23 protein-coding genes are annotated in these 23,253 nt (G+C 69.1%); 11 read left to right on the forward strand and 12 right to left on the reverse strand.

The window, feature by feature from the left end:
- The 5 genes from A5787_RS21240 to A5787_RS21260 all read right to left on the reverse strand — a co-directional run.
- Window positions 1-251, reverse strand: a 251-nt coding sequence (locus A5787_RS21240) for a DUF222 domain-containing protein (RefSeq protein WP_156764063.1), incomplete at its 3' end; no start/stop codon positions are given.
- 52 nt (window positions 252-303) lie between these two features.
- Entirely contained in the window at window positions 304-1,206 is a 903-nt protein-coding gene (locus A5787_RS21245) for a lytic transglycosylase domain-containing protein (RefSeq protein ID WP_066970686.1), read from the reverse strand.
- Window positions 1,196-2,179 (reverse strand): DMT family transporter, encoded by a 984-nt coding sequence (locus tag A5787_RS21250; RefSeq protein ID WP_066970688.1) that lies wholly within the window; start codon window positions 2,177-2,179, stop codon window positions 1,196-1,198. The genes A5787_RS21245 and A5787_RS21250 overlap by 11 nt, the downstream gene beginning before the upstream one ends.
- Window positions 2,180-2,236: 57 nt before the next feature.
- Window positions 2,237-3,817 (reverse strand): PecA family PE domain-processing aspartic protease, encoded by a 1,581-nt coding sequence (locus tag A5787_RS21255; protein ID WP_066970691.1) that lies wholly within the window; start codon window positions 3,815-3,817, stop codon window positions 2,237-2,239.
- A gap of 146 nt (window positions 3,818-3,963) precedes the next feature.
- Window positions 3,964-5,589, reverse strand: coding sequence for a PecA family PE domain-processing aspartic protease (locus tag A5787_RS21260; RefSeq protein WP_082977360.1), 1,626 nt, complete (start codon window positions 5,587-5,589; stop codon window positions 3,964-3,966).
- A gap of 197 nt (window positions 5,590-5,786) precedes the next feature.
- Here A5787_RS21260 and A5787_RS21265 point away from each other — a divergent pair, with 197 nt between their 5' ends.
- The 7 genes from A5787_RS21265 to A5787_RS21295 all read left to right on the forward strand — a co-directional run bounded on the left by A5787_RS21265 (window position 5,787) and on the right by A5787_RS21295 (window position 11,058).
- Window positions 5,787-6,458, forward strand: coding sequence for a cutinase family protein (locus A5787_RS21265; RefSeq protein ID WP_066970695.1), 672 nt, complete (start codon window positions 5,787-5,789; stop codon window positions 6,456-6,458).
- A 50-nt stretch (window positions 6,459-6,508) separates the two neighbouring features.
- Window positions 6,509-7,159, forward strand: coding sequence for a DUF1345 domain-containing protein (locus A5787_RS21270; RefSeq protein ID WP_066970822.1), 651 nt, complete (start codon window positions 6,509-6,511; stop codon window positions 7,157-7,159).
- 21 nt (window positions 7,160-7,180) lie between these two features.
- Entirely contained in the window at window positions 7,181-7,729 is a 549-nt protein-coding gene (locus A5787_RS21275) for a thioredoxin family protein (protein WP_066970697.1), read from the forward strand.
- A gap of 82 nt (window positions 7,730-7,811) precedes the next feature.
- Window positions 7,812-8,057 (forward strand): DUF6480 family protein, encoded by a 246-nt coding sequence (locus A5787_RS21280; RefSeq protein WP_066970699.1) that lies wholly within the window; start codon window positions 7,812-7,814, stop codon window positions 8,055-8,057.
- A gap of 123 nt (window positions 8,058-8,180) precedes the next feature.
- Entirely contained in the window at window positions 8,181-8,396 is a 216-nt protein-coding gene (locus A5787_RS21285; RefSeq protein WP_066970701.1) for a ferredoxin, read from the forward strand.
- Window positions 8,393-9,796, forward strand: a complete 1,404-nt coding sequence (locus A5787_RS21290; RefSeq protein ID WP_066970703.1) for an NAD(P)/FAD-dependent oxidoreductase — start codon at window positions 8,393-8,395, stop codon at window positions 9,794-9,796. The genes A5787_RS21285 and A5787_RS21290 overlap by 4 nt, the downstream gene beginning before the upstream one ends.
- Window positions 9,796-11,058: a cytochrome P450 gene (locus A5787_RS21295; protein ID WP_066970705.1), complete on the forward strand. Its 1,263-nt coding sequence runs from the start codon at window positions 9,796-9,798 to the stop codon at window positions 11,056-11,058. The genes A5787_RS21290 and A5787_RS21295 overlap by 1 nt, the downstream gene beginning before the upstream one ends.
- Before the next feature lie 6 nt (window positions 11,059-11,064).
- Here A5787_RS21295 and A5787_RS21300 read toward each other — a convergent pair whose 3' ends face one another.
- The 4 genes from A5787_RS21300 to A5787_RS21315 all read right to left on the reverse strand — a co-directional run bounded on the left by A5787_RS21300 (window position 11,065) and on the right by A5787_RS21315 (window position 14,618).
- Window positions 11,065-11,889, reverse strand: a complete 825-nt coding sequence (locus A5787_RS21300; RefSeq protein ID WP_066970707.1) for an MOSC domain-containing protein — start codon at window positions 11,887-11,889, stop codon at window positions 11,065-11,067.
- Window positions 11,890-11,975: 86 nt separating this feature from the next.
- Window positions 11,976-12,257 carry a DUF732 domain-containing protein gene (locus A5787_RS21305; RefSeq protein ID WP_231994101.1) on the reverse strand — a complete coding sequence of 94 codons (282 nt, stop codon included), beginning with the start codon at window positions 12,255-12,257 and terminating at the stop codon, window positions 11,976-11,978.
- Window positions 12,258-12,398: 141 nt separating this feature from the next.
- Entirely contained in the window at window positions 12,399-13,073 is a 675-nt protein-coding gene (locus A5787_RS21310; RefSeq protein ID WP_066970824.1) for a C39 family peptidase, read from the reverse strand.
- A 198-nt stretch (window positions 13,074-13,271) separates the two neighbouring features.
- Window positions 13,272-14,618, reverse strand: coding sequence for a PPE domain-containing protein (locus tag A5787_RS21315; protein ID WP_066970710.1), 1,347 nt, complete (start codon window positions 14,616-14,618; stop codon window positions 13,272-13,274).
- A 220-nt stretch (window positions 14,619-14,838) separates the two neighbouring features.
- Here A5787_RS21315 and A5787_RS21320 point away from each other — a divergent pair, with 220 nt between their 5' ends.
- Entirely contained in the window at window positions 14,839-15,879 is a 1,041-nt protein-coding gene (locus A5787_RS21320; protein WP_066970712.1) for a bifunctional 2-polyprenyl-6-hydroxyphenol methylase/3-demethylubiquinol 3-O-methyltransferase UbiG, read from the forward strand.
- Between the two features lie 78 nt (window positions 15,880-15,957).
- On the opposite strand, the gene A5787_RS21325 is transcribed toward A5787_RS21320, so the two are convergent.
- Window positions 15,958-17,463: an FAD-dependent oxidoreductase gene (locus A5787_RS21325; RefSeq protein ID WP_066970714.1), complete on the reverse strand. Its 1,506-nt coding sequence runs from the start codon at window positions 17,461-17,463 to the stop codon at window positions 15,958-15,960.
- 60 nt (window positions 17,464-17,523) lie between these two features.
- Entirely contained in the window at window positions 17,524-18,264 is a 741-nt protein-coding gene (locus A5787_RS21330; RefSeq protein ID WP_066970716.1) for a hypothetical protein, read from the reverse strand.
- A gap of 57 nt (window positions 18,265-18,321) precedes the next feature.
- Here A5787_RS21330 and A5787_RS21335 point away from each other — a divergent pair, with 57 nt between their 5' ends.
- From A5787_RS21335 to katG, 3 genes are all read left to right on the forward strand, one after another.
- On the forward strand, window positions 18,322-19,572 hold the full coding sequence (locus A5787_RS21335) for an Ig-like domain-containing protein (protein ID WP_066970826.1): 1,251 nt from the start codon (window positions 18,322-18,324) through the stop codon (window positions 19,570-19,572).
- A gap of 143 nt (window positions 19,573-19,715) precedes the next feature.
- Window positions 19,716-20,165, forward strand: a complete 450-nt coding sequence (locus A5787_RS21340; RefSeq protein WP_197507332.1) for a Fur family transcriptional regulator — start codon at window positions 19,716-19,718, stop codon at window positions 20,163-20,165.
- Complete coding sequence (gene katG / locus A5787_RS21345) at window positions 20,158-22,404, forward strand: catalase/peroxidase HPI (protein ID WP_066970718.1); 2,247 nt, start codon at window positions 20,158-20,160, stop codon at window positions 22,402-22,404. The genes A5787_RS21340 and katG overlap by 8 nt, the downstream gene beginning before the upstream one ends.
- Before the next feature lie 70 nt (window positions 22,405-22,474).
- Here katG and A5787_RS21350 read toward each other — a convergent pair whose 3' ends face one another.
- Entirely contained in the window at window positions 22,475-23,236 is a 762-nt protein-coding gene (locus A5787_RS21350; RefSeq protein ID WP_066970720.1) for a DUF1906 domain-containing protein, read from the reverse strand.
- Window positions 23,237-23,253 lie beyond the last annotated feature (17 nt).

Raw genomic sequence — 23,253 nt, forward strand, 5'->3', positions numbered from 1 at the left:
ACCCGGCGCGCCACCGTCGAGATCGTATGCGCGGTGGCCGAGGACAAGCCCAGCTTCCAGCCAACCAACCCCGCCAGCGACCGCACCCCCGTCATCCCCCACAACTCATCGCGATCCAACTCCGCGGCGATCTCCACCAAGCGCCCGTCGATCGCGTTGCGCTGCCCGGCCAGCTCCGCCAACTCCTCGAACAACACCTCCAGCCGCTCTTTCGGGCTTAGCGCCACGGGAGAGGATGCGGTCGAAGACATAGCCCCATCATCACAGCGGGGTCCGACAATTTTCGGCCGCCAGAGCGAGGGGTTACTGCGGGTGGCTCGCCACGTAGTCCGCCGCGGAAATCGGCGACGTCGCCGCGTAGCCGATCGGCAGCAACACGTCGCCCGCGGTCGTGCGGCAGTAGACGTCCCACCGGTAATACGCGCCGAAGGTCGACGGATCGGCGGCCAGCAGCGCCGCGTATTGGTCGACCGCGCGGACGTATTCGTTCGCGTGGTTGTACTGGTAAATAGCGTGATCGCGGTCGTTCGCAAAGCCGTTGGCGGCCAGGTAACGCCCGGCCGCCATGATGCTGTCGCGGGGTGAGTCGATGTCGCCGCCCTGCCCGTAGCCGGCGAAGGTCGCGGGCAAGAACTGCATGGGTCCGTGCGCGCCGGCGGTGCTGACGCCGACGATGCTGCCCAGGCGGGTCTCGATGAGGTTGATGGCGGCCAGGTAGTTCCAGCCGACCCCGGAGGCCGCCTCCGCCTGGTGGTAGTAGCCCAGCAGCTCGTCGGCCGGGGCCGGCGGCTCGATGCGCCACGCGGGCAGCGTGTCCCGCACGGGCGTCATCGCGGTCAGCTGCCGGCGGGCGTCGACGTTGCGGTCGTAGACGTCGAGCAGCGACGCCGGGATTCGCGGTCGCGCGGTCGCGTCCCATTCGGGATGCCGCCCGATGGCGCGATACGCCGCCTGCTGGCGCTTGGCCGCCGCCGTCAGCGCCGGCTCGGAGGTCGACGGGTCGCGCAGCGCGTGCTCGTCGGCAACCAGGTCGTCGGCCACCTGCGCGGGGTCGGATGCCAGCTGGGGCTGCGCGCCCTCGGGCATCCTGGGCGCAGCGGGCAACACGGTGGTCGGGGCGGCCAACGCCGCACCTGGCTGGGTGACGCCGGCGAGCGCGAGCACGATCGCTCCCAGGACAAGGGCGCCTGCACGGTTACGGCTCATAACGTTCACCTCGGTCCGATCCGAGTCGGGGTACGTCAACGGTAGCGACACCGGCGGCGGCCATCGGGGGCACCCGCGACGACGGGGATGGCCGCCGCGTCGCCGCGTTCGCGTCGGGAGCCTCATCGCGGCCCAGCGCGGTGGCGGACGCCACCATCGCGAGCACCGCGACCGCGAGCACTGGGGCCGCCGCGCCGCGCACCGCCACGTGCTCACCGAGCACCACCACCCCGAGCGCTACGGCGACGACCGGCTCACCCACCAGCATGATCGGCACCGACGCCTGCAGCGCGCCGGCATGAAATGCCGACTGCTGCAACACCGTTAGCGCGACCGCCGACGCGACCAGCACATAAGGCGCCGGGACGGTCATGAGCCCGTGCCAGCCGCCTAGGGCAAAACGGTGCGTGCAGATCTTGGTCAGCACGGCGACCATGCCCAGCAGGACCGCGACCGGGACCGCCAGCAGCATCGCACGCGCGCGTCCAGCGGTGCGGCGTGCCGCAACCACGCACGCAGCCACCAGCGGCACGGTCATCACCAGCGCGAGCGTCCACGCCGGTACGGGAGGCCGGTTGTGGCCCTCGCGGGGCTGTCCGACGAGCACGAACACCGCCAGCGCGGCGGTCAGCACCGCCGCCCAGCCCCAGTCGGCCCGCCTGATGCGCTGGTGGCTGAGTCTGGCGCTCATCGGCAAGGCGAACAGCAGCGAGGACACCAGCAGCGGTTGGACCAACAGCAGGGACCCATGAGCCAGCGCCAGCGCCTGAAAGACGTAACCGGCGACGGCGGCCAGCGTGCCCGCCCACCACAACGGATCGCGTACCACGGTCGTCGTCACGGCGGTCGACACGGCTCCGCCGGCGGGAACGCCTTGGGCCACTCGCTGCCGAATCACGATGCCCAGCGCGGCCCAGAACGCTGCGAGCAACGCGGACACGATCGCCACCGCGTGCAGCGCCACCCACCCCATGACCCTGCAGGTACCCCGGGTCTTAGTGCGGCAAAACGCCGCGCGACGAGCGACCGGTCACTGGTAGAAGGTCGTCGTCCCGACGCCACTGGGGCTGTAGGAGACGTAGACCGGATGTGCCAGGAAGGGCAGGGCCCCGGTGTTCATGATGTACGGCGACGGCGTCGGGAAGTACGTCCCGTCGTAGATGTAGGAGTACAGCAGCGCCCCGTTGGGGGCAAAGACGCTGATGAGCTCGCCCGGCACCGCATTGAGGCCGGTCGGGATGGTCCCTGACACACCGCCGGAATCGATGACCGCGTTCACCGAGTACTGCGGGAAGATCGCGCCGAGCGGGCCGGTGCCGATCTCCAGGGTGGCGATCGGAGATCCGGCGAAGGTGGCGATGGGGTTCAGGTTCGTCGGCGGCGGGCCGAACTGCAGGTAAGGGTGCTGCCCGGTTTCGTTGATCAGCAGGCCCGAGTTGTAGGGCGCCGGCAACGCCTGGGTGGCGATGCTCGGGCCCGGACCCCCGGCGTTGGGGCCGACACCCAAAACGCCGCTCGCACCGTCTGGGGCAAAGTAGGACTGGAACGTCAGGCCGTGGTTCATTGCCGCCGAAATGGATGCCGGCCATGCGAAGAGTTCGATGTCGACGGGCGTGCGCGAGGTGACGAGTCCGCCGCCGAAATTCACCGGCGCGTTATACGTCGCGTACAGATAGTTGATTCCGCCGCTGTAGCCGCCAATGCCGAAACCGGTGGGCAAACCGAGCTGGAGTGTGCCCAGTAATCCCCCGGCGTTCTGGAATGGGATCACCAGACCGGTGGACCCGGTATCGACCAGCAACGGCACGGGTGCCCCGCCGCCGACGGACGCGTTCACCAACGGCTCCGCGCCGCCGTAGAGGGTCAGCGGGGCGGTCGCCGTCCCGCCGTTCACGGCGCCGCCGAGGCCCACCGCCGGCCCGGCGCTGATCAGCGGACGCCCGAACAGAAACTCGGTGGGCCCGTTGATCGCGGCGATGGCGTAGTGCTCGAGGGTGCCGAGCCCCGGGCCGCTGGCCGCGGAGTTCAGTGAACTCATTACGGTGCCAACGGGATTCGCGCTCGTCGCGCCGGATGCCTGGGCCGGCAGGCCCTGCACCGCGGCCGACCACGAGGACAGTTGCGCCGCCGCCGCCGCAACACCGCCGTGGTAGTCGACCATCGCGACCACGTCCCTGGCCCACATCTGCTCGTAGTCGGATTCGGCGGCGGCGATCGCGGGTGCGTTCTGCCCGAACAGGTTTGAGACGACGAGCTGCACCAGCTCGTTGCGGTTGGCGCTCACCAACGCGGGATGCACGGTGGCGACGACGGCGGATTCGAACGCGCTCGCGATCGTCTGGGCTTGCGCGGCGGCCGATTGCGCTTGCGTCGCAGCCGCACTCAGGACGCCCGTGTATCGCGCGGCGGTCGACAGCATCGCCGTCGAGGCGGTCCCCCGCCAGGCCTCGCCGGCCAGGCCGGAGGTGATCGACGAAAACGACTGCGCCGCTGCGCCCAACTCGGCGGCCAGTCCGTCCCACGCCGTCGCGGCGGCCAGCATCGGTGCCGAGCCCGCGCCCGCGTACATGAGCATCGAATTGATCTCCGGCGGTAAGACCAAAAAGCTCATCCCCGATGTCCTTCCCCTCCGCGCCCGGTCGGATTCGAGAACGGCCTAGACCGGTACGGCAAACTTTAGGAAAAGACCGGGGCGCCGACGTGAAAATGCGCCCTTCCGCAACGGAATTCGGGCGTAATCGGCGCGGACGCCTCAGGTCACTGGAAAATGGTCGAGGTGTTGTTGCCGAAATCGACGTACACCGGGTGCTCCGCGAAAATCAGGTTCCCGGTATTCATCAACCCGCTCGAGATCGGCGTGGGGGAATAACCGTTTGAACCCGTCCCGTCCAAAACGTAGGAATACAGCAGGTGCGTACCGTTGCTGTCGTAGACATTTATTAGGTCCCCGGGTACCGCGCCGATGCTCGCCGGCAGGGTCCCTTGCACACCGCCGGAGTCGACGATCGAGGCGACGTTTGGTTGCAGCGGCCCGGCACCAATCTGCACCTGCAGGTTGGTGATGGGTGACCCGTTGAGCGTCGTCAGCACCGGGGTGCTGACAGTGTTGTGGCCACCGAACTGCAGGTAAGGGTTCGTCGCAGTTTGGTTGATCAGCAGGCCGGAGTTGTAGGGCGACGGCAAAGCCTGCAGCGGAATGCTCGGGCCGGGGCCGCCTGCGTTCGGGCCGACACCGAGGACGCCCGACGCTCCGTCGGTCGCGAAGAAGGACTGGAACGTCAGGCCGCTGTTCATCGCGGACGAGATGGACACCGGCCAGGCGAAGAGTTCGACGTTGACGGGGGTCGGCGCGGTCATAATTCCGCCGCCGAAATTGACCGGCGCGTTGTACGTGAGGTACAGGTAGTCCAATCCCCCGCTGTAACCGCCGATACCCGCTCCGTGCGGTATGCCGAGTTGGAGCAATCCCAACAGGCCCCCGACCTTGGTAAAGGGGACGACCAGGCCCGTGGATCCGGTGTCGACCAGCAGCGGCATGCCCGACCCGGTGCCCACGGTGGCGTTCACCAGCGGCTCGGTGCCGCCGAAGACCGTCAGAGGGGCGGTTGCGTTTCCGCCGGTGATCGTGCCGCCGAGCGGGGCCGACCCCCCGCCGCCGATCAGGGGGAAGCCGAACAACAGGTCGGTGGGCGCGTTGATGATGTTGACGGCGTAGTGCTCGACCTGGGCGACGACGTTGGTCGCCTCGTTCTCGACGCCCCCGAGCAGGTCGACGATGGGGTTGGCGGCCGCCGGGGTGGCCGGGCTCAGCGCAGCGGCCGCGGGGCTGCCGGCGATCGCGGCGGTCGCCTGGCCCGGCAGGCCCTGGATGGCCGACGACCAGGACGACAGCTGGGCGGCGGCGGCCGAAACCCCGCCGTGGTAGCCCACCATCGCGGACACGTCCTGGGCCCACATCTCCTCGTACTGCGCCTCCGCCGCGGCGATCGCGGGTGCGTTCTGCCCGAAAAGGTTCGAGAACACCAGCTGAATCAGCTGACTGCGGTTGGCGGAAACCAACGCGGGGTGCACGGTGGCGGCCAGGGCGGATTCGAACTCGCCGGCCACCACCTGGGCTTGGAGGGCGGCCGTTTGCGCCTGCGCCGCCGCCGCGCTCAGCACCCCCGTGTACTGCCCCGCGGTGGACACCATCGCCGTCGACGCGGCGCCCTGCCAGGCGTCACCGGCCAGACCGGTGGTGATCGAGGAGAACGACTGCGCCGCCGAAGCCAATTCGGTGGCCAGCCCGTCCCACGCCGCGGACGCGGCGAGCATCGGCTCAGGGCCGGCGCCCGCATGGAGTAATGCCGAGATGATCTCTGGCGGCGACGTCAGGAAACTCATCCCCCGGTGTCCTTCCCCTCTGCCCCACGACCACGTTTCGTACCGGGGACGGGCAGCTCACGCCACGCGCCGGTATGCCGACTCTAGGAAACTCCGGCCCGAAATTCTCGGTATTCACCAAACGTTTGCACGCCGCGCGGCGGTGAGCGGTCGGCCCGCATGCGTCGCCGCCGCCGACGGTGTGTCAGCATTTGGAAATGAATTCACGCAGCCTTGCCCGCATCGTGGGTGTTTCCTCCGTGACCGCGTGGGCGGCGCTCAGCGCGCCTTTCGCCGCCCCGGCCGCGTCCGCCGACCCCTGCACCGACGTCGCGGTGGTGTTTGCGCGCGGCACCCATCAGGAACCCGGCCTTGCCAACGTCGGGCAAGCGTTCGTCGACTCGCTCACCGCGCAGCTCGGCGGCCGGTCCATCAGCGCCTATGCCGTCAACTACCCGGCCAATGACGACTACCACAACAGCGCGACGGCCGGCTCCAACGACGCGAGCGCGCACATCCAGGACGTCGCCGCCAGCTGCCCCAACACGAAGATGGTGCTCGGCGGGTACTCGCAGGGCTCGACGGTGATCGACCTCGCCAGCCAGACGCTGCCCGGCCCGGCGGCCGACCGCGTCGCCGCCGTCGCGCTGTTCGGCGAGCCCACCAGCGGGTTCTCCAGCATGCTGTGGGGCGGCCAGCCGCTGCCCACGATCAGCCCGGCGCTGGTCGGCAGGACCATCAGCCTGTGCGCCCCCGACGACCCGATCTGCTCCCCGGGCGGCAACATCATGTCCCACATGTCCTACATCGACAACGGAATGGTCAACCAGGCCGCGACGTTTGCGGTCAACAAGCTCGGGCAGGCGCCGCCACGGGACCAGAACGGCTAGTTTCGTCCGGGCACGCTTCCGATGATGCTTAGGTCGGAAGTGTGAAATCCGTGAAATCCCTCGTTGCGTTGTCCCGCGACACGGTCGCGGTCCGGATCCTGATAGCCGTGGTGGTCGGCGTCGCCGTCGCCGTCACGGTCGGCAACACGATCGGCTGGCGGTTCGCGTTGCTCGGGTGGGTCGTCACCGCCGGCGTCTACGTGGTGTGGACGCGGCTGCTCATCGGCGGCATGGACGCCGAGCAAACCCGTGCCTACGTGACCCGCGAGGACCCCACCCGCTGGGTCGCCGACACCGTCGTCGTGTCCGCGAGCGTCGCGAGCCTGCTCGGCGTCGCCTACGTCGTGGCGGCGGGTTCGCGCTCGGGCGCCGTGGCCGTCGCGGCGGCCCTGCTCGGAATCGCGGCCGTCGCGGCGTCCTGGTTCGCGGTGCACACGCTGTTCACCGTGCACTACGCGCGGCTCTACTACGTCGACGAACCGGGCGGGATCAACTTTCACGACCCCGAGCCGCCCCGGTTCCGGGACTTCGCCTACGTGGCCTTCACCGTCGGCATGACCTATCAGGTGTCGGACACCGAGATCGGGCTGAGCTCGATCAGGGCGACGGTGTTGCGCCAGGCGCTGCTGTCCTACCTCCTCGGCGCGGTGGTCCTGGCCGTCACGATCAATCTGGTTGCGGGGCTGGGCTCCAAGCTGTAGCGCCGGGCTAGTCTGGCCGGTATGGCCATCGAGTCCACCATGCTCGCGCTCGGCACCCCCGCGCCGCCGTTCTCGCTGCCCGACCCGGCCACCGGGGCCACGGTCAGCCTCGACGACCTCACGGGCCCGGCGCTCGTCGTCACGTTCATCTGCAACCACTGCCCGTACGTCAAGCACGTCGCCGCCGGCCTCGCCGCGCTGGGCCGCGACCTCGCGGACAAGGGGGTCGCGATGGCCGGCATCTCCAGCAACGACGTCGTCACCTACCCGCAGGACGGGCCCGAACAGATGGTCGCCGAGGCGCGCGGTCACGGCTGGACGTTCCCGTACCTCTACGACGAGACCCAGGATGTCGCCCGCGCCTTCTCCGCCGCCTGCACGCCCGACACGTTCGTCTTCGACGGACAGCGCCGGCTCGTCTACCGCGGCCAGCTCGACGACTCCCGCCCGGGCAACGACAAGCCGGTGACGGCGGCCGACGTCCGCGCGGCCGTCGACGCCGTGCTCGCCGGGCAGCCGGTCGACCCCGATCAGCGGCCGTCGATCGGGTGCGGCATCAAGTGGCGCTGAGCGCGGCGCGCACCGCCGCCACCGGGTAGATCTCGGCGCGCTCGGTTTGGCTGGTCCTTGGGCGGGTATCGCCACAGCACCCATGACCGCGCAACCTCCCGACCCCGATCCCACGCAGACCCCCGGCCTCGAGCCGGGCGGGGGCGTCGCGCCGGGAACCACCCCGCCGGCGGCCCCGCAGACCTCCGGTGTGGCCGAACACCAAGCCCCCGCAACGGGGCGGATGACGCCGAGCGCCGTGCTGACGATCATCGGGGTATGCGTCTTCGTCGTGGCGTTCGCCGCGGTCGGGGTGCTGCTCGTGATGAAAATCGTTGGGGTGGGCTGAGATCTCTGGGGCCTCAGGACACCGGCCCGCCGGGCGAATTCCGGCGATGGCTGTCGCGGCCCGTCCCGGCCGCGTAATCTGCGCGCGAGGGGTCAGGTAGCCCACGGGCGGAAGGCTCGCGATATGCGGTTGGTGGTCGATCTCAACAAGTGCCAGGGCTACGCCCAATGCGTGCCGCTCGCGCCCGAAGTGCTCCGGATGGTCGGCGAGGAGGCTCTGGCCTACGACCCCAATCCCGACGACTCCCAGCGCCAGCGCGTGCTGCGCGCGGCGGCGTCCTGTCCCGTGCAAGCCATCATCCTGGAGCTCGATCCGCCGGCCGACCGGGACACCCGATGACGGCCGCTTCGCTCGTCGCCCGGCTCGTCGATGCGTTCAAGTCCGAGGGCCGCATCGTCATCGTGGGCGCGTCGCTGGCCGGGCTGCGGGCCGCGGAAGCCTTGCGGGAGAGGGGCTTTCGTGGTCCGCTCACGATCATCGGCGACGAGCCGCACGAACCCTACGACCGGCCGCCGCTGTCCAAGCAGGTCCTCAAGGGCTGGGTGCCCGCCGATCACACGAAGCTCCCCCGCCTGCGTCCGGTGGACGCCGACTGGCGGCTGGGCGTGGCGGCGGTGGGCCTGGACCGATCCAACCGCCAGGTGCTGCTCGCCGACGGGGAGAAGGTGGATTACGACCGCCTGCTGATCGCCACCGGGACCAGGGCGCGCCCGTGGTTCAACGCGCACGAGGCCGCCTTGCAGGGGCTGTTCACGGTGCGCACGCGCGACGACGCCGCGCGGCTGGCCGCCGCTCTGCGGGAGCGACCGCGCCGCGTGCTCATCGTCGGGTCGGGGTTCGTCGGCTCCGAAATCGCCTCGGTCTGCCGCGATCTCGACCTTCCGGTGACCGTGGCCGAGCGCGGCAAGGCGCCGTTGACCGGCGCGCTCGGCGGCGTGATCGGCGACATCGCCGCCCAGATGCAGATCGACGCCGGGGTGGACCTGCGGACCGGCGTGGCCGTGGAGGGCCTCGACGGCGACGACGACGGCCACGTCCGGCGGGCCCGGCTCTCCGACGGCACCGTGCTCGACGTCGACGTGGTGGTGGCCTGCCTGGGCTCGATCCGCAACGTCGAATGGCTCGACGGCGCGCAGCTGGCGAGCGGGTTCTGGGGGGTGGCGTGCGACGCCGGGTGCCGCGCGTTCGACATCAACGGTGTGGTGACCGACAACATCTTCGTCGCCGGCGACGTGGCCCGCGCCCCGCACGTCCTCTACGAATACGAGTTCATGTCCCAAGAGCATTGGGACAACGCCGTTTTCGGAGCGGAGGTGGCGGCCAACAACATGATCAGCCTGGAGATGGGGCGGCGGCCGCACCTGCCGCTGCCGTCGTTCTGGTCCGGCCAGTTCGGGGTCAACATCAAGAGCGTCGGGGTGTGCTCGTTCGGTGACGAGATCGTGTTCACGCAGGGCTCGCCCGCGCAACGCCGGTTCGCGGCGGCCTACGGGTACCGCGGCCGCATCGTCGGGGCGGTAACGTTCAACCACGGCAAGTGGCTGCCGTACTACGCGTCGCTGATCGAGCGCTCCGCGCCGTTCCCGCCACCTCCCCCGGGCTACGACCGCCCCGTCATCTTCGAGTCGATGCCGGCCCGGTTCCCCGATCCCCGCGAACCGACCGCCATCCCCGACGTGGTGCTGACCGGACACGACCCCACCTCGCGCGGTGCGGAATTCCGGCCCAGGAGCCGATGATGGACGCCGAAACCGCCTGGGCCGAGGCGATGAAGTTCGAGAACCGCCCGAACCCGTACCCCTTCTTCCGGGAGCTGCGCGAAACGCCGGTGGCCAAGGTCTCGGCCAACACGTACGTCGTCACCGGGTATCCCGAGTTGCTCGCGTTGGCCCACGACCCGCGGATCAGCTCCGACACCCGCCGCAGCCCGGCGGGCCTGGCCGGCGAAAAGCCCGCTGCCGGAAGCGAACACATGGAGGCCTACGGCCGCTCCCCCAGCATCATCGTTTCCGACCCACCCGACCACGACCGGGCCCGCCGCCAGGTGATGCGCCATTTCGGTCCGCCGCACTCCCCCGACGTGATCCCGGGCATGGAGCCGTTCGTCGTGCGACTCGCCAACGAGACGCTGGACCGGGCGAAGGCCCGCGGCAAGGCTCGCCTGGATGTGGTGGAGGACTTCGCCTACCCGATACCCGTCGCGGTCATCTGCCAGATTCTCGGCGTGCCGGTCGAAGACGAGCCGATGTTCCACGGCTGGATCTTCGACTTCATGATGGGCAGCGACCTCGGCCCGGAGGGCGCGACCGACGAGGGCCGGGCCCTGGCCGACAAGGGCCGCGCCAGCACCGCCGCATTGCAGGACTACCTGGGCGCCCTGGTGCGCAAGTACGCGCAAACACCCGGTGACGGCCTGCTGTCCACACTGCTGCACGACGACGGGCCGGACGGCCCGATGTCGGTGCAGGAGACGACGTCCAACGCCATGCTGCTGTTGGTCGCCGGCCACGACTCGACCGTGAACACCATCACCAATTGCGTGATGACGCTGCTGCGCAACCCCGGCTCCTGGGATCTGCTGCGGCAGCGCCCGGAGCTGATCCCGCGCGCCATCGAGGAGGTCCAACGGCTGCAGTCGGCGGTGCAGTTCTTCCCCAGCCGCAGCGCCACCGCCGACATCGACATCGGCGGGACTCTGATCCCGGCCGGGTCGGCTGTGCATCTCGTCTACGCGGCGGCGAACCGGGATCCCCGGCGGTTCGACAACCCGGATCGCTTCGACCCGCTGCGCGAGGACAACGAGCATTTCGGTTGGGGCAGCGGCATTCACACCTGCATGGGCGGCCCATTGGCGCGCCTCGAGGTCAACCTGGCGCTGGAGACTTTCCTGCGCCGTGTCGAGTCTCCGAAGCTGGTCGTCGACCCGCCACCGTACCGGCACAACCAGGTGTTCCGCGGGCCGCGGCACCTGTGGGTGGACTTCGCCGCGGTAACCGACTGAAAGTGGCTACGGCCCAAGGGTGACGGGGTCGCCGACGCGGATGACGCCCGCCGACAGCACCTCGAGGTACGCGCCCGCGCACGGCTGCGGTCCGTGACCGCCTGTGTTCCAACGATTCTCGGCCGCGGGCGTGCGAAGCGCCTGCGGGGCCCGGGGCAGCGGGCCGTGCTCCAGCGTGGGCACCACGCAGCGTGACGTGGACGTCAGGGCGCGCAGTCGCGCCTCCCCCAACACGAGTTCCCTTCCGATCCAGTCGCTTTCGCCGTACGGCGGGTAGCCCGGTGGCGTCGCGATCACCAGGTTCGGCCGGTAGCGCAGCGCCTCGACGCCGATGTGGTCGAGGGTGGCGGTGGAAATCGCGTGCAGCGGGGCCTCGTCGGTGAACGAGTCGCCCGGCGTCGCCTGAGCGATCTCGAGGATTCGGCCCCCGGCCTCGGCGTCGGCTGCGTCCAACCCGAGCTCCAGCAATTTCTCCGGGTCCGGGCGTTCCAGCGTCGCGCCGGCCGGTCGCTGCCTGACCAGCCGGACCGTCCGTCCCAGCAGCCGCGACAGCGTGTCGTCGACGCCGGGGTCGTCGGACGCGAGGTTCGTCCCGTCGGGGAGCCGGATGCTCACCCGTCCGGTGTCGGCGTTGGCGGTGCACTTGAGCAGCCCGCGCCAAAGTCGTGCGTGTTTGGCGCTGGCCACGTGCCCGGTCTCGGTGTCGATCAGGGCCAGCCGCCGGTCGCCCTCGGCGCCGCCCTCGTCGACGAACAGGCTGTCCACGCTCTCGCCGAGCATCGATTTCACCGGGTACCGGCGCAAACTCGCTACCCGCAGTTGTTCCTCCACAACCCTTCCCCCGCGAGAGACCGTGCATCCATCGTCAGGGGAAACAGTATGCGGTCAGGACGGCCGCTTGTAGGGCCGGGAGGCGACTAGCCCGGGCAGTAGGTCGATTCCGCGGCGCTGACCCAGCCGGTCATGTCCGCGAACGAGAAGCCCTTCGAGCTCATGCTGGAGTGCAAGTCGGAGGCGATCGCATCCGGGGTCTTGCCGGCCATCCGGTCGGCGCAGACCGCGTGCCCCATCGCGATCATGTCGGTGTCACTCGACGATGGCCAACTGAATCCCAGGTTCTTCAGTTTCGCCAAGTAGGCGTCGTCCGTGCCGTCGGCCGATGCGATCGCGGTGCTTGCGGTCAGGGCAACGCCAACCATTACGGGGATAGTGAGTTTGGTGAGCCAGCGAGGTGCAAACATTTCGTGCCCCTTCTTTTCCGGTCGGCGTCTGTGTGCCGTCAGTATATGAGCGTTCACGCTAATCGAATATTAAAAATATCGAAACTTGTGAGGGGCCGATTAGGAGGTGACGACCACCGAGTCCTCGCCCGCGCGCCACGCATTCGTGAAGGCTGAGATGGGGACCTGCGTGTCGGCATACCCTGCGGCGGGGTCGTTGAGGTGAACCATCTCCTTGTTGGTGTCGATCCCGGTGACGACGACGAAGTGGTCTGCGTCTTTACGCTGGTCGCTGGTGCTCCAGATGAACGCGTAGTTCACATAGGCGATGATCTTGCGGTTGTTGCTGAGGTATTGCTCCAAGGCCGGCAGTCCCGTCCGGTCGTCGGGTTGCTTGTCCCAGAACATGGTCGACTTGACGCCGAAGTGCTTGAGGAGCACCACCTCGTCCGCCATCTCGATGCCGCCGTTGCCGTTGGTGTGGCTCGGGTCGCCGCGGGGGGCGTAAATGGGGCCGGCATTGGTCCCCGACGGTGTGTTCTGGGCCAGCTTGACCATCTGGCGCTCCGTCGGCGGCGCGCCGGTGACCTCCCCGACGACGTCGGCCGCGGCCATCAGGCCGCAGTTGTCCTCGAGCGACTGTTCCTGCCAGTACTTGGCGGCCGCCTGCGGGTCGCCGTACATGCCGCCGGCGGCCCTCGCCGCCGGGCTACCCCCTGCGAGAACACACGCGGCGGCGACGCAAGCCGCCGCCAGTGCGGCGCGCGCCGCGGCTTCGATCCGGTAACCGAACATGATCACTCGCGGAGGGCAGTGCAGATTTGAATTGCGTGCAAACGGTAGCACCTCCGGCACGCGCACTTGGCGGAAAATCGCACAGCTGGGTCTCATATTCGGTCAACCGGGTGGCCGGAATGCGAAGCTGCCGAATACGCCCGGCGTTATATGCCGTCAAATGACAACTATTGCCCTGATCGACAATTTGCTAGGGGCTCAGTGGGCCAGCAGGCGCTTTTTCTGCTCGGTGAATTCCTCTTCGGTGAGCACGCCCGCGTCGCGCAGGGACGCCAGCTCACGCAGCTCCGCGGCGATGCTGGTGACCGGGCCGCCGGCCTCGGGTGGCGCCTCCTTCGCATCGGTCTTCCCGCTCGTCGTGGGCATCCCGATCCGCTCCCGCCGTCCGGGGCCGCCGCCGGCGCCGCCGGTGCCTGCCATTGCGCGCCCGGCCATGCCGGCCAACGCCATCTGGCTGAACAGGCTTCCCGCGCTCCCGGCTGAGGCATCGGCGGCGGCCGCGGTGGCCGCCGGCAACGCGACGGCCAGGGGCCGGATCATCGTGGTCTCGTAGGTCCACGCCGGCGGAACCGAGAGCGCCCCAATCGTTTTCGCCTCGGCCAGGCCCGCCGATACCGCCGAGCCGCCGGCCAGGTTCGTGATCACCGGGAACGGCGAGGGTGGCACCGGCGCGTTCCCCGGCCACGCCTGGACCCCTGCCCAGCCACTGACGATGTCGTCGGTGTGAAAACCGGTCAGGGCACCGGCAACGTCGAACGGAAGGGCCGGCAGCGCCACCCCCGTGTCGACCCCGAGGCTCGCCGCGCTCAATTCGGGGTCGATGAAAACCCCACTCAGGTTCGCAAGCACCGCAAGGAGGTCGAGGGGCCCGAACTGGGCGGGTGCGGCCGCAAGGCTGGTCAGGGCGGCGGGCACCCCGGATATCGCCTGCGGGGCGCTGGACAACGCGCCCTGCACGTTGCCCGCGGACGTGCCCGTGGCCTGCGCCACCGCCGCGGCCTGGGCGGAGGGCCCACCTTCGTTGGTGCTCCGCGGCGGCGGCGAGAACGGCGTCAGCGCCGTCGCCAGCGCGGACGCGGCGGCGTAGCCGTACATGGCGGCGGCGTCCTGGGCCCACATCTCGGCGTACTGCGCCTCGGTGGTCGCGATCGCCGGGGTGTTCTGGCCGAAGATGTTCGTCGCGACCAGGGCCAGCAGCAGGCTGCGGTTGGCCGCGATCACCGGCGGCGGCACCGTTTCCGCGAACGCGGTCTCGTAGGCGGCGGCCGCGGCCGCGGCCTGGTTGGCGGCCTGCTCGGCCTGCGTGGCGGAGACCCTCGTCCACGCGATGTGCGGCGTGGCCGCGGCGGCCATCAACCCCGCCGACGGGCCGAGCCAGGGGCCGGCGATCAATGCCGCGAGCTCCGATTGGTACGAGCTCGCGGCCGATTGCAGGGCGGCGGCCAAACCGTCCCAAGCCGACGCCGCGGCCAGCATCGGACCCGATCCGGGACCGGCGTACATGCGCGCGGAGTTGACCTCCGGCGGCAGCGCAGCGTAGTCCATGTCGTCCCTCCGATCGGTTCAAAACCGCCAGGCGTTGGCGCTTTCGGTGTCGCGTACTGGGCGGCAGAGCCAGAACCGAGCCAGCAAACGATCGCACGTCCCTCAGTAGTACATGTCCAGTACCCCAACATTGCCAATACCTCGCCGAACGGGCGGGTTAAGGCTCGATGACCGAGGTGGCCACCGTGCGACCACGGACCCGGTCGTGTAGAAGAGTCTGGTGGACGAGCCTCCCAAATCGTTCGATCGGTCGACGTTGCGCGACGCGATGGTCAGCCGGCTGTATCGCCGATCGTTGGCCGAGGGCCAGATCACGGTGCCGGCCGTGCCGGGCATGCTCGAGGACTACGTCCAGATGTGTGCCAACCTGTGCGCCACCCTGGGCGTTCCCTACACGCCGGAACAATCCATCCAGCTCCGGAAGGTGCTGGAAGGCGAGCTGGCCAAGGCGTTCAAGGCCTCGCAACGCTCCGATATCGCGATCTCGTTTCAGCTTCCCTTCGGCACCGGCCTGAATTACCAAGTCAAAGCCGAATGGCGGACGGTCGAGGCCGACTACGACAACTGGGTCGCCACCCGGCCGCCGCCGCTGTTCGGCACCGAAGCCGACGCGCGCGTGGTGGCGCTGGCGGGCGAGGCGGCCGATCCCGCGACGTTTCGGGTGCTCGACGTCGGCGCAGGAACCGGCCGTAACGCGCTGCCGCTGGCCCGGCTCGGGCACCCCGTCGACGCGGTCGAGATGGCGCCGAAGTTCGCCGACGTCATGCGCGCGGAGGTGGAACGCGAATCGCTCGGGGTGCGCGTCATCCAAAGCGACGTGTTCACGGCGGTGGAGGGTGTCCACGACGAGTATCAGCTGATGGTGCTCTCGGAGGTGGTGCCCGACTTCCGGACGACCCACGAATTGCGGGGCCTGTTCGAACTCGCCGCCGACTGCCTGGCCCCCGGCGGACGACTGGTGTTCAACGTCTTCTTGGCGCGACCGGGCTACACCCCCGACAGCACCGCGCGCGAACTCGGGCAGCAGTGCAACACCATGATCTTCACCCGGGACGAGGTGACCGGCGCCGCGGCGGAGCTGCCCCTGGAGCTCATCGCCGACGATTCGGCCTATGAGTACGAGAAGGCCCACCTGCCCGAAGGCGCCTGGCCCCCGACGGGATGGTTCGAGGGCTGGGCCAGCGGGCTCGACGTGTTCGATGTCCCGCGGGATGAGTCGCCGATCGAGTTGCGCTGGCTGGTCTACCAGAAGTCGGGCTGAATCCCGTTGCGCCGAACGTGCATTCACGGCGAGGATGCGGCGATTTTTTCGCAGTGAGTGCACGTTCGGCGCAGAACTCTAGGCCGTCAGGTCCCGGGTGGCCGGGCCCTCCAGCAGGGTGCCGTCCGGTGCGAAGCGCGACCCGTGCAGCGGGCATTCCCACGCGTTGTCGGCGTCGTTCCAGTTCACGATCCCGCCCAGGTGCGGGCAGACCGGCGAAACGCGGTGCTCGGTGCCGTCTACGCGGCAGCGGGCCTCCAGATGCCACGGGGGCCCGCTCACCACGCCGCCCTCGCCGTTGACCGGGCTGCGACGGCCGGCGCGGATTGCCGGCGTGATCCAGCCCTTCGCCAAGTCGAACCCGACCTCGAGGTTGGCCTGCAGGGCCGTCAGCAGACCCGACAGCTCGTGGGGGCTCCAGCTGGCGAACGCACCGGACCAGTCCATCCGGCCGCCCAGGATGCGGCTCGACAGCGCCAGCGCGGCGGCGGGGCCGTTCGTCATGCCCCACTTGTTGAAACCCGTTGCGACGAAGATGGTTTCGGTGTTCGGCAGGATGGGTCCGACGTACGGCAGGTGGTCGATGGGCGTGTAGTCCTGCGCCGACCAGAAGTGGGTCTGCACGGCGCCCGGGTAGTGCTTGCGCGCCCAGCTCGACAGTTCCGCCAGGGATTGCGACGGGCTCTTCTTGCGACCCACTGTGTGGCCGGCCCCTCCTACGATCAGCCGCTCCCCGTCGGCGACGGGCGCATAACGCACCGAACGCGTCGGCGAGTCGGTGGAGATCATCATCGGCCGGGTGATGTTGCCGGGGACCTTGAAGGCCAGGCAGTAGGACCGGCTCGGCTTCACCCGCGCGAAATAGCCGCCGCGATCCAGGATCGGGATTCCGGTGGCGAGCACCAGCTGGCCCGCCTCGAGTTCGACATCGCGCTGCGCGGCGTCGTTGACGTGCACGCGCACCCCCTTGCCGCGCCACGAGACCCGCCGGACCCGGGCGTGCTCGACCAGCCGTCCCCCGCGATCGAGGAGCTCGGCGGCCAGGGAGTCCAGGAACGGCATCGGGTCGAACTGCGCCTGGTCGGGCAGCCGCACGCCGCCGTGGTACGGAAACGGCACGTCCGCGTCGTCGTCCCACAGGGCTGGCAGCCCGACCGTCTCGCAGGCCTTGAGCTCTGCGCGCGCGGAGAAGACCCCCTTAGCGGACTGGGCATAGGTGTAGGCGTCCTCGCGCTGCACCGCGATGCCGTGCGACTCGCAGTGCTGCAGCACCCAGTCCTGGCCCTCCCGGTTGCCGTCGACGTAGGCCCGCGCGACGTCCCTGCCGTGCCTGGGCAGGAGCTTCGACAGCTGGGTGCCCTGCAGCAAGCTGATCTTGGCGGTGGTGTTGCCGGTGGCGCAGGCACCAACCGTGCGCGCCTCCAGGACCAACGTGTCCATGCCGGCGCGGGCCAGCAGGACGGCGGTCATCAGCCCGGTGATCCCGGCGCCGACGACGATGACGTCGGCGGAACGGGGACCGTCGTCAAGCTGGCTTGCAGCCCAAGGCTGTTCGGCTCGGTCGGCCAACCATAAAGAAGTCACGCCTGGGCTGATACCCCCGGAACACCCAGGAAAACCTGGCCGTTACCCGCACAGCGGCGGTCACGCCCGGTTGAGCTGCGCTTTCGCCTCTTTGACCGATTCGGTGGCGGCACGGTCGGCCCGCTCCGCCTTGTCGTACGCGGCTTCGACCCTCTCGAGTCGGCGCTGGGCGTCGCGCAGGGCCGTGCGCGCTTCGTCGCGTTCGGCTATCCGCCGCGACAGGGCGTCGCCGGCTTCGGCCTTGGCCCGCTCGGCCTCGGTGACGGCCGCCTTCAGCTTGTCCAGGCGCCGCTGCGCGGCCGTGCCGGGGCGCTTCGCGGGTGTCGATACGGGCGCTGCGTCGCCGAAGCCGAAACCGGACCAGCGCTCGGGCTTGGTCAGCCGGCCCAGCCGCCGGGTGACGTCGGGGTCGGCGACCGCGGCTTGCAGCGTGCCGGTCAGGTCCTCGCGCACCGATGCCGACGGCCGCTTCACGTCGGCGGCTTCCAGCGCGGCCCGGGTGAGTTCGTCGATCAGTTTGTGTTGCTCGGCCGACAGGTCGCGGATGCGTTCGCCGTCCATCTCGGCATGAGCGGCCCGCAGGCGGTCGCCGAGGTCGGACAGGCGCTTCTTGGTGTCCTTACGCTCGAGCGCGAGCCGGTTGGCGATCCACGCCGCCGTCGTCGGCTTGCGCGCCGCCGAGATCCGTTTGGCGGCCGCCGCGTCGCCGCGGCGCTTCGCCTCGGCGGCCAATGTGGTGCGCAGCGCCGAGAAGGCGTCGGGTGCCGCGCAGTACAGACTGTCGAGTTCGTCGTCGGCCATGACGCCATGATCCCCGGCCGACGTTTCATTGCGCACGCGCCGGGCTATTTGATGATCATGCCCGCAAGCGATGCGCACCGGGGTTGGGCTGCTTGGCCTCGCTGGTTCCTGTTGGCATTGCTTGTCGTCCTCTGCGTGGCCGGCCCGACCCTGGTGGCATCGTGCTCGCGCCACGGTGTCGCATCGAAAGCGCCTGCCGCCGCGCAAATAACGATCACGCCGGGCACGGGCGCACACGACGTCGACCCGCTCGCGCCGGTCATGGTGAAAGCCGAAGTGGGGACGCTGACCGACGTGCGCATGGTCAACGAAAGCGGCAAATCGGTCGAGGGCGTGATGACCCCGGATAACACCGTCTGGAAGCCTACGGTCCCGCTGGGGTACGGCCGCACCTACACGCTGACCGCCACCGGGCAGGGCACCAACGGCGTTGCGGCCACCCAGGTTTCGTCGTTCTCGACGCTGCGGCCGTCCAACCAGACCAAGGTTTCGTTCACCACGACGGCCGAGGCCGCGCTGCACGACGGCGGCACCTACGGGGTCGGAACCGTGGTCGTCGCGCACTTCGACGAGCAGATCGGCGACCGGGCAGCCGCCGAGCGGCAGCTCAAGGTGACGACCAACCCGCCGGTGCCGGGCTCGTGGTTCTGGGTCGACGGGCAAAACGCGCACTGGCGTCCCGAGCGCTACTACGCCCCGGGAACCACCGTCACCGCCGAGGCCAAGATCTACGGAATCGCCTTGGGCGACGGCTTGTTCGGGCAGGACGACACGCGGGTGTCGTTCCGGATCGGCGATGCGCACGTATCCATCGCCGATGACGCCACCCACCAGGTCAGCGTGTTCAACAACGGTGCCCTGGTCAGGACGATGCCCACGTCGATGGGGATGGGCGGCACCGAAGACGTCGCCGGGCACACCATCTCGTTGTGGACCCCGCCGGGAATCTACACCGTGCTCGACAAGGGCAACCCGGTCGTGATGGACTCCTCGACGTTCGGACTGCCCAAGAATTCGCGCCTCGGCTACCGCGAGACCATCAGCTGGGCCACCAAGATCAGCACCGACGGCATCTACCTGCACGAGCTCGACGCGACGGTGTGGGCCCAGGGCCATCAGGACACCTCGCACGGCTGCCTGAACCTCAACGCCGACAACGCCAAGTGGTTCTACGATTTTTCGGTGCCCGGCGACGTGGTCGAGATCCGCAACAGCGGCGGGCCGCCACTGACGCTGGCCCAGAACGGCGACTGGACGCTGAGCTGGGACCAGTGGCGCAAGGGCAGCGCGTTGCAGCCGGCGTCCTAGCTCTTATTGCCGAGTTGCTCTCGGACCCAACGTTGTTCGACCCACGGCCGGCGTAGCTCGACTCCCCGACGGGCAACGTTCACCGCGTATTCGCGCAACACTCTCCCCGGAAAGTCTTGACTGATTCCAAATAAGAGAGTGATATGGACCGCGTGTCCTCATCGGCGAGCAACGCGGATCGGCTGCGCATGGCCGATCTGCGGGTGACCCGGCCCAGGCTCGCCGTCCTGGAGGTCGTGCACGCCAACCCGCATGCCGACACGGACACGATCTTCACCGCGGTGCGCGACGATTTGCCCGACGTGTCGCGACAGGCGGTCTACGACGTGCTCAGCGCGCTGACCGCGGTGGGCCTGGTTCGCCGGATCCAGCCACTGGGGATGGTCGCCCGCTATGAGGCCCGGGTCGGCGACAACCACCACCACGTCGTGTGCCGCGCCTGCGGGATCATCGCCGACGTCGACTGCGCGGTCGGAGAGGCGCCCTGCTTGACCCCGTTGGACGACGACCGCGGGCTGGAGGGCTTCGTCTTGGACGAGGCCGAAGTCATCTACTGGGGCATGTGCCCCGCTTGCTCGACCGCAGATTCTTGATCACTCCGGTGGTCGCAGCCCCGCATCACCTAACACCGAAAGGAATGTTGTGTCAGAGAGCGAAAACCCGGTAATTCCCGCGCCGGAGCCTAAATCGCATGCGCCCCTCACGAACCGGGACTGGTGGCCGGACCAGATCGACCCGTCGACGCTGCACCCGCACTCACCGCAGGCCAACCCGCTCGGCGACGACTTCGACTACGCCGCGGAGTTCGCCAAGCTCGACGTCGACGCGCTCAAGGCGGACGTGATCTCGGTGATGACCAACTCGCAGGACTGGTGGCCCGCCGACTACGGCCACTACGGCGGCCTGTTCATCCGGATGAGCTGGCACGCCGCGGGCACCTACCGCATCTTCGACGGCCGCGGTGGCGGCGGCCAGGGCATGCAGCGCTTCGCCCCGCTCAACAGCTGGCCGGACAACGTGAGCCTGGACAAGGCGCGCCGGCTGCTGTGGCCGGTCAAGAAGAAGTACGGCAACAAGATTTCCTGGGCCGACCTCATCATCTTCGCCGGCAACTGCGCCCTGGAGTCCATGGGTTTCAAGACCTTTGGCTTCGCCTTCGGCCGCGAGGACGTCTGGGAGCCCGAAGAGATCCTCTGGGGCGAAGAGGACGAATGGCTCGGCACGAACAAGCGCTACGCCGGTTCCGGCGAGCGTGACCTCTCGCAGCCCTACGGCGCGACCACCATGGGCCTGATCTATGTGAACCCGGAGGGCCCGGAGGGCAAGCCGGACCCGATCGCCGCGGCCATCGACATCCGCGAGACGTTCGGGCGGATGGCGATGAACGACGAGGAGACGGCCGCGCTGATCGTCGGTGGCCACAGCTTCGGCAAGACCCACGGCGCCGGCGGCGGCGACCTGGTCGGCCCCGAGCCGGAGGCCGCCCCGATCGAGCAGCAGGGCCTGGGCTGGAAGAGCTCGCATGGCACCGGCGTGGGCAAGGACGCCATCACCAGCGGCCTGGAGGTGGTCTGGACGCCGACTCCGACCAAGTGGGACAACACCTTCCTGGAGACGCTGTACGGCTACGAGTGGGAGCTGACCAAGAGCCCCGGCGATGCCTGGCAGTTCGTCGCCAAGGACGGCGCCGGTGCGGGCACCATCCCCGACCCGTTCGGCGGCCCGGGTCGCGCCCCGACGATGCTGGTCACCGACATCTCGATGCGTGAGTCCCCCATCTATCGCGACATCACCCGGCGCTGGCTGGACCACCCCGAGGAGCTGACCGAGGCGTTCGCCAAGGCGTGGTACAAGCTGCTGCACCGCGACATGGGGCCGATCAGCCGCTACCTCGGGCCGTGGATTCCCGAGCCGCAGCTCTGGCAGGACCCGGTTCCGGCCGTCGACCATGAGCTGGTCGATGACAAGGACGTCGCGGCACTGAAGCAAAAGGTGCTCGACTCCGGTCTGTCGGTGCCGCAGCTGGTCAAGACGGCCTGGTCCGCGGCGTCCAGCTTCCGGCGCACCGACAAGCGGGGCGGCGCCAACGGGGCGCGGCTGCGCCTGGAGCCGCAGCGCAATTGGGAGGTCAACGAGCCCTCGGAGCTGGACAAGGTGTTGCCCGCGCTGGAGAAGATCCAGCAGGACTTCAACGCTTCGGCGTCGGGCGGCAAGAAGATCTCGCTGGCCGACCTGATCGTGTTGGCCGGATCCGCGGCGGTGGAGAAGGCGGCCAAGGACGCCGGCTACGAGATCACGGTGCACTTCGCGCCGGGGCGGACCGACGCCTCGCAGGAGAGCACCGACGTGGAGTCGTTCGCGGTGCTCGAGCCGCGGGCCGACGGGTTCCGCAACTACATCCGGGCCGGCGAGAAGGCACCGCTGGAGCAGTTGCTGCAGGAGCGGGCCTACCTGCTGGGCGTGACCGGTCCGGAGATGACGGTGCTCGTCGGTGGTCTGCGGGTCCTCGGTGCCAACCACGGCGGCAGCAAGCACGGCGTGTTCACCGACCGGCCCGGCACGCTGACCAACGACTTCTTCGTCAACCTGCTCGACATGGGCAATGCGTGGAAGACGTCCGAGTCGGCGGAGAACGTCTACGAGGTCGTCGACCGCTCGTCGGGACAGAAGAAGTGGTCCGCCACCGCCAACGACCTGGTGTTCGGGTCGAACTCGGTGCTGCGCGGGCTGGCCGAGGTCTATGCCCAGGACGACAACGCGGGGAAGTTCGTCGAGGACTTCGTGGCGGCCTGGGTCAAGGTCATGAACGCCGACCGGTTCGACCTGAAGTAACAGCCGGATAGCAAGCGACACCCCGCGGCCATCGGCTCGCGGGGTGTCGTGCGTTGAGCTCAGCTTTAATTCAGCGCGGGAAATCCCACTGGCCGTAGTCGGGCGCGAGGACGTCATCGATGTCGACGTTGATCCCGCCCAGCAACGGGCTTGGGTTCGACGGGCTGTTGACCACGGCCTGATAGAGCACCGCCGCCGGCTCGCGATCGCCGTTCGACCACGACCTCGTTTGCCACGCCCATCGGTGCCCGGGCGTGCTCGAATTTCCTATCACGCCGTCGCGGATCGCCCAGCCGCAGGCACGGGCATGCCCATAGATGCCGGTGCGGCCGACGCCCAGTGCCGAGTTGATGCCCCGAAACCATTGCACCGCAGCGCCATTCCACGTGTTCTCGTCGATGTTGTCGTCGACGCTGAAGAAGATCGGGGCCGAGGCCGTCCCCCCTGCCGCGTCGTGCAGTTGCAGGGCGGTGTGCGCATCGGCCACGCCGCCGTCGTACCCGCGGGTGAAATCCGACGGGTCGGGCCAGCCCGGCTTGCCGTACTGAAAGTTGCTGACGATCTGCAGGCCCGCCGCGCGCAGCGCGTCCGCGTATTGGCGGGTGATGGGTTTCGCCTCGAAGTTCGCGCCCGGCCGCGACTCGGAGACGTAGTTCACCACCCCGCCATACCCCGCCGCCTTGATCTCGTCCGGCGCGATCCGCTTCTCGGCGAAATCGATCAACCGCAGGTCGGCGGCCCGCGCCTCGTCAACGGGCGCGGCCGCCGCGCCCAAGCCCAGGAGAACCGGAGCGGCGAATCTGAGGACGTCGCGCCGGGATACCGATCGCACGGCGCGATGGTAACAAG

The organism is Mycobacterium sp. 852002-50816_SCH5313054-b (assembly GCF_001667185.1).
In the GTDB taxonomy this organism is placed as follows: domain Bacteria; phylum Actinomycetota; class Actinomycetes; order Mycobacteriales; family Mycobacteriaceae; genus Mycobacterium.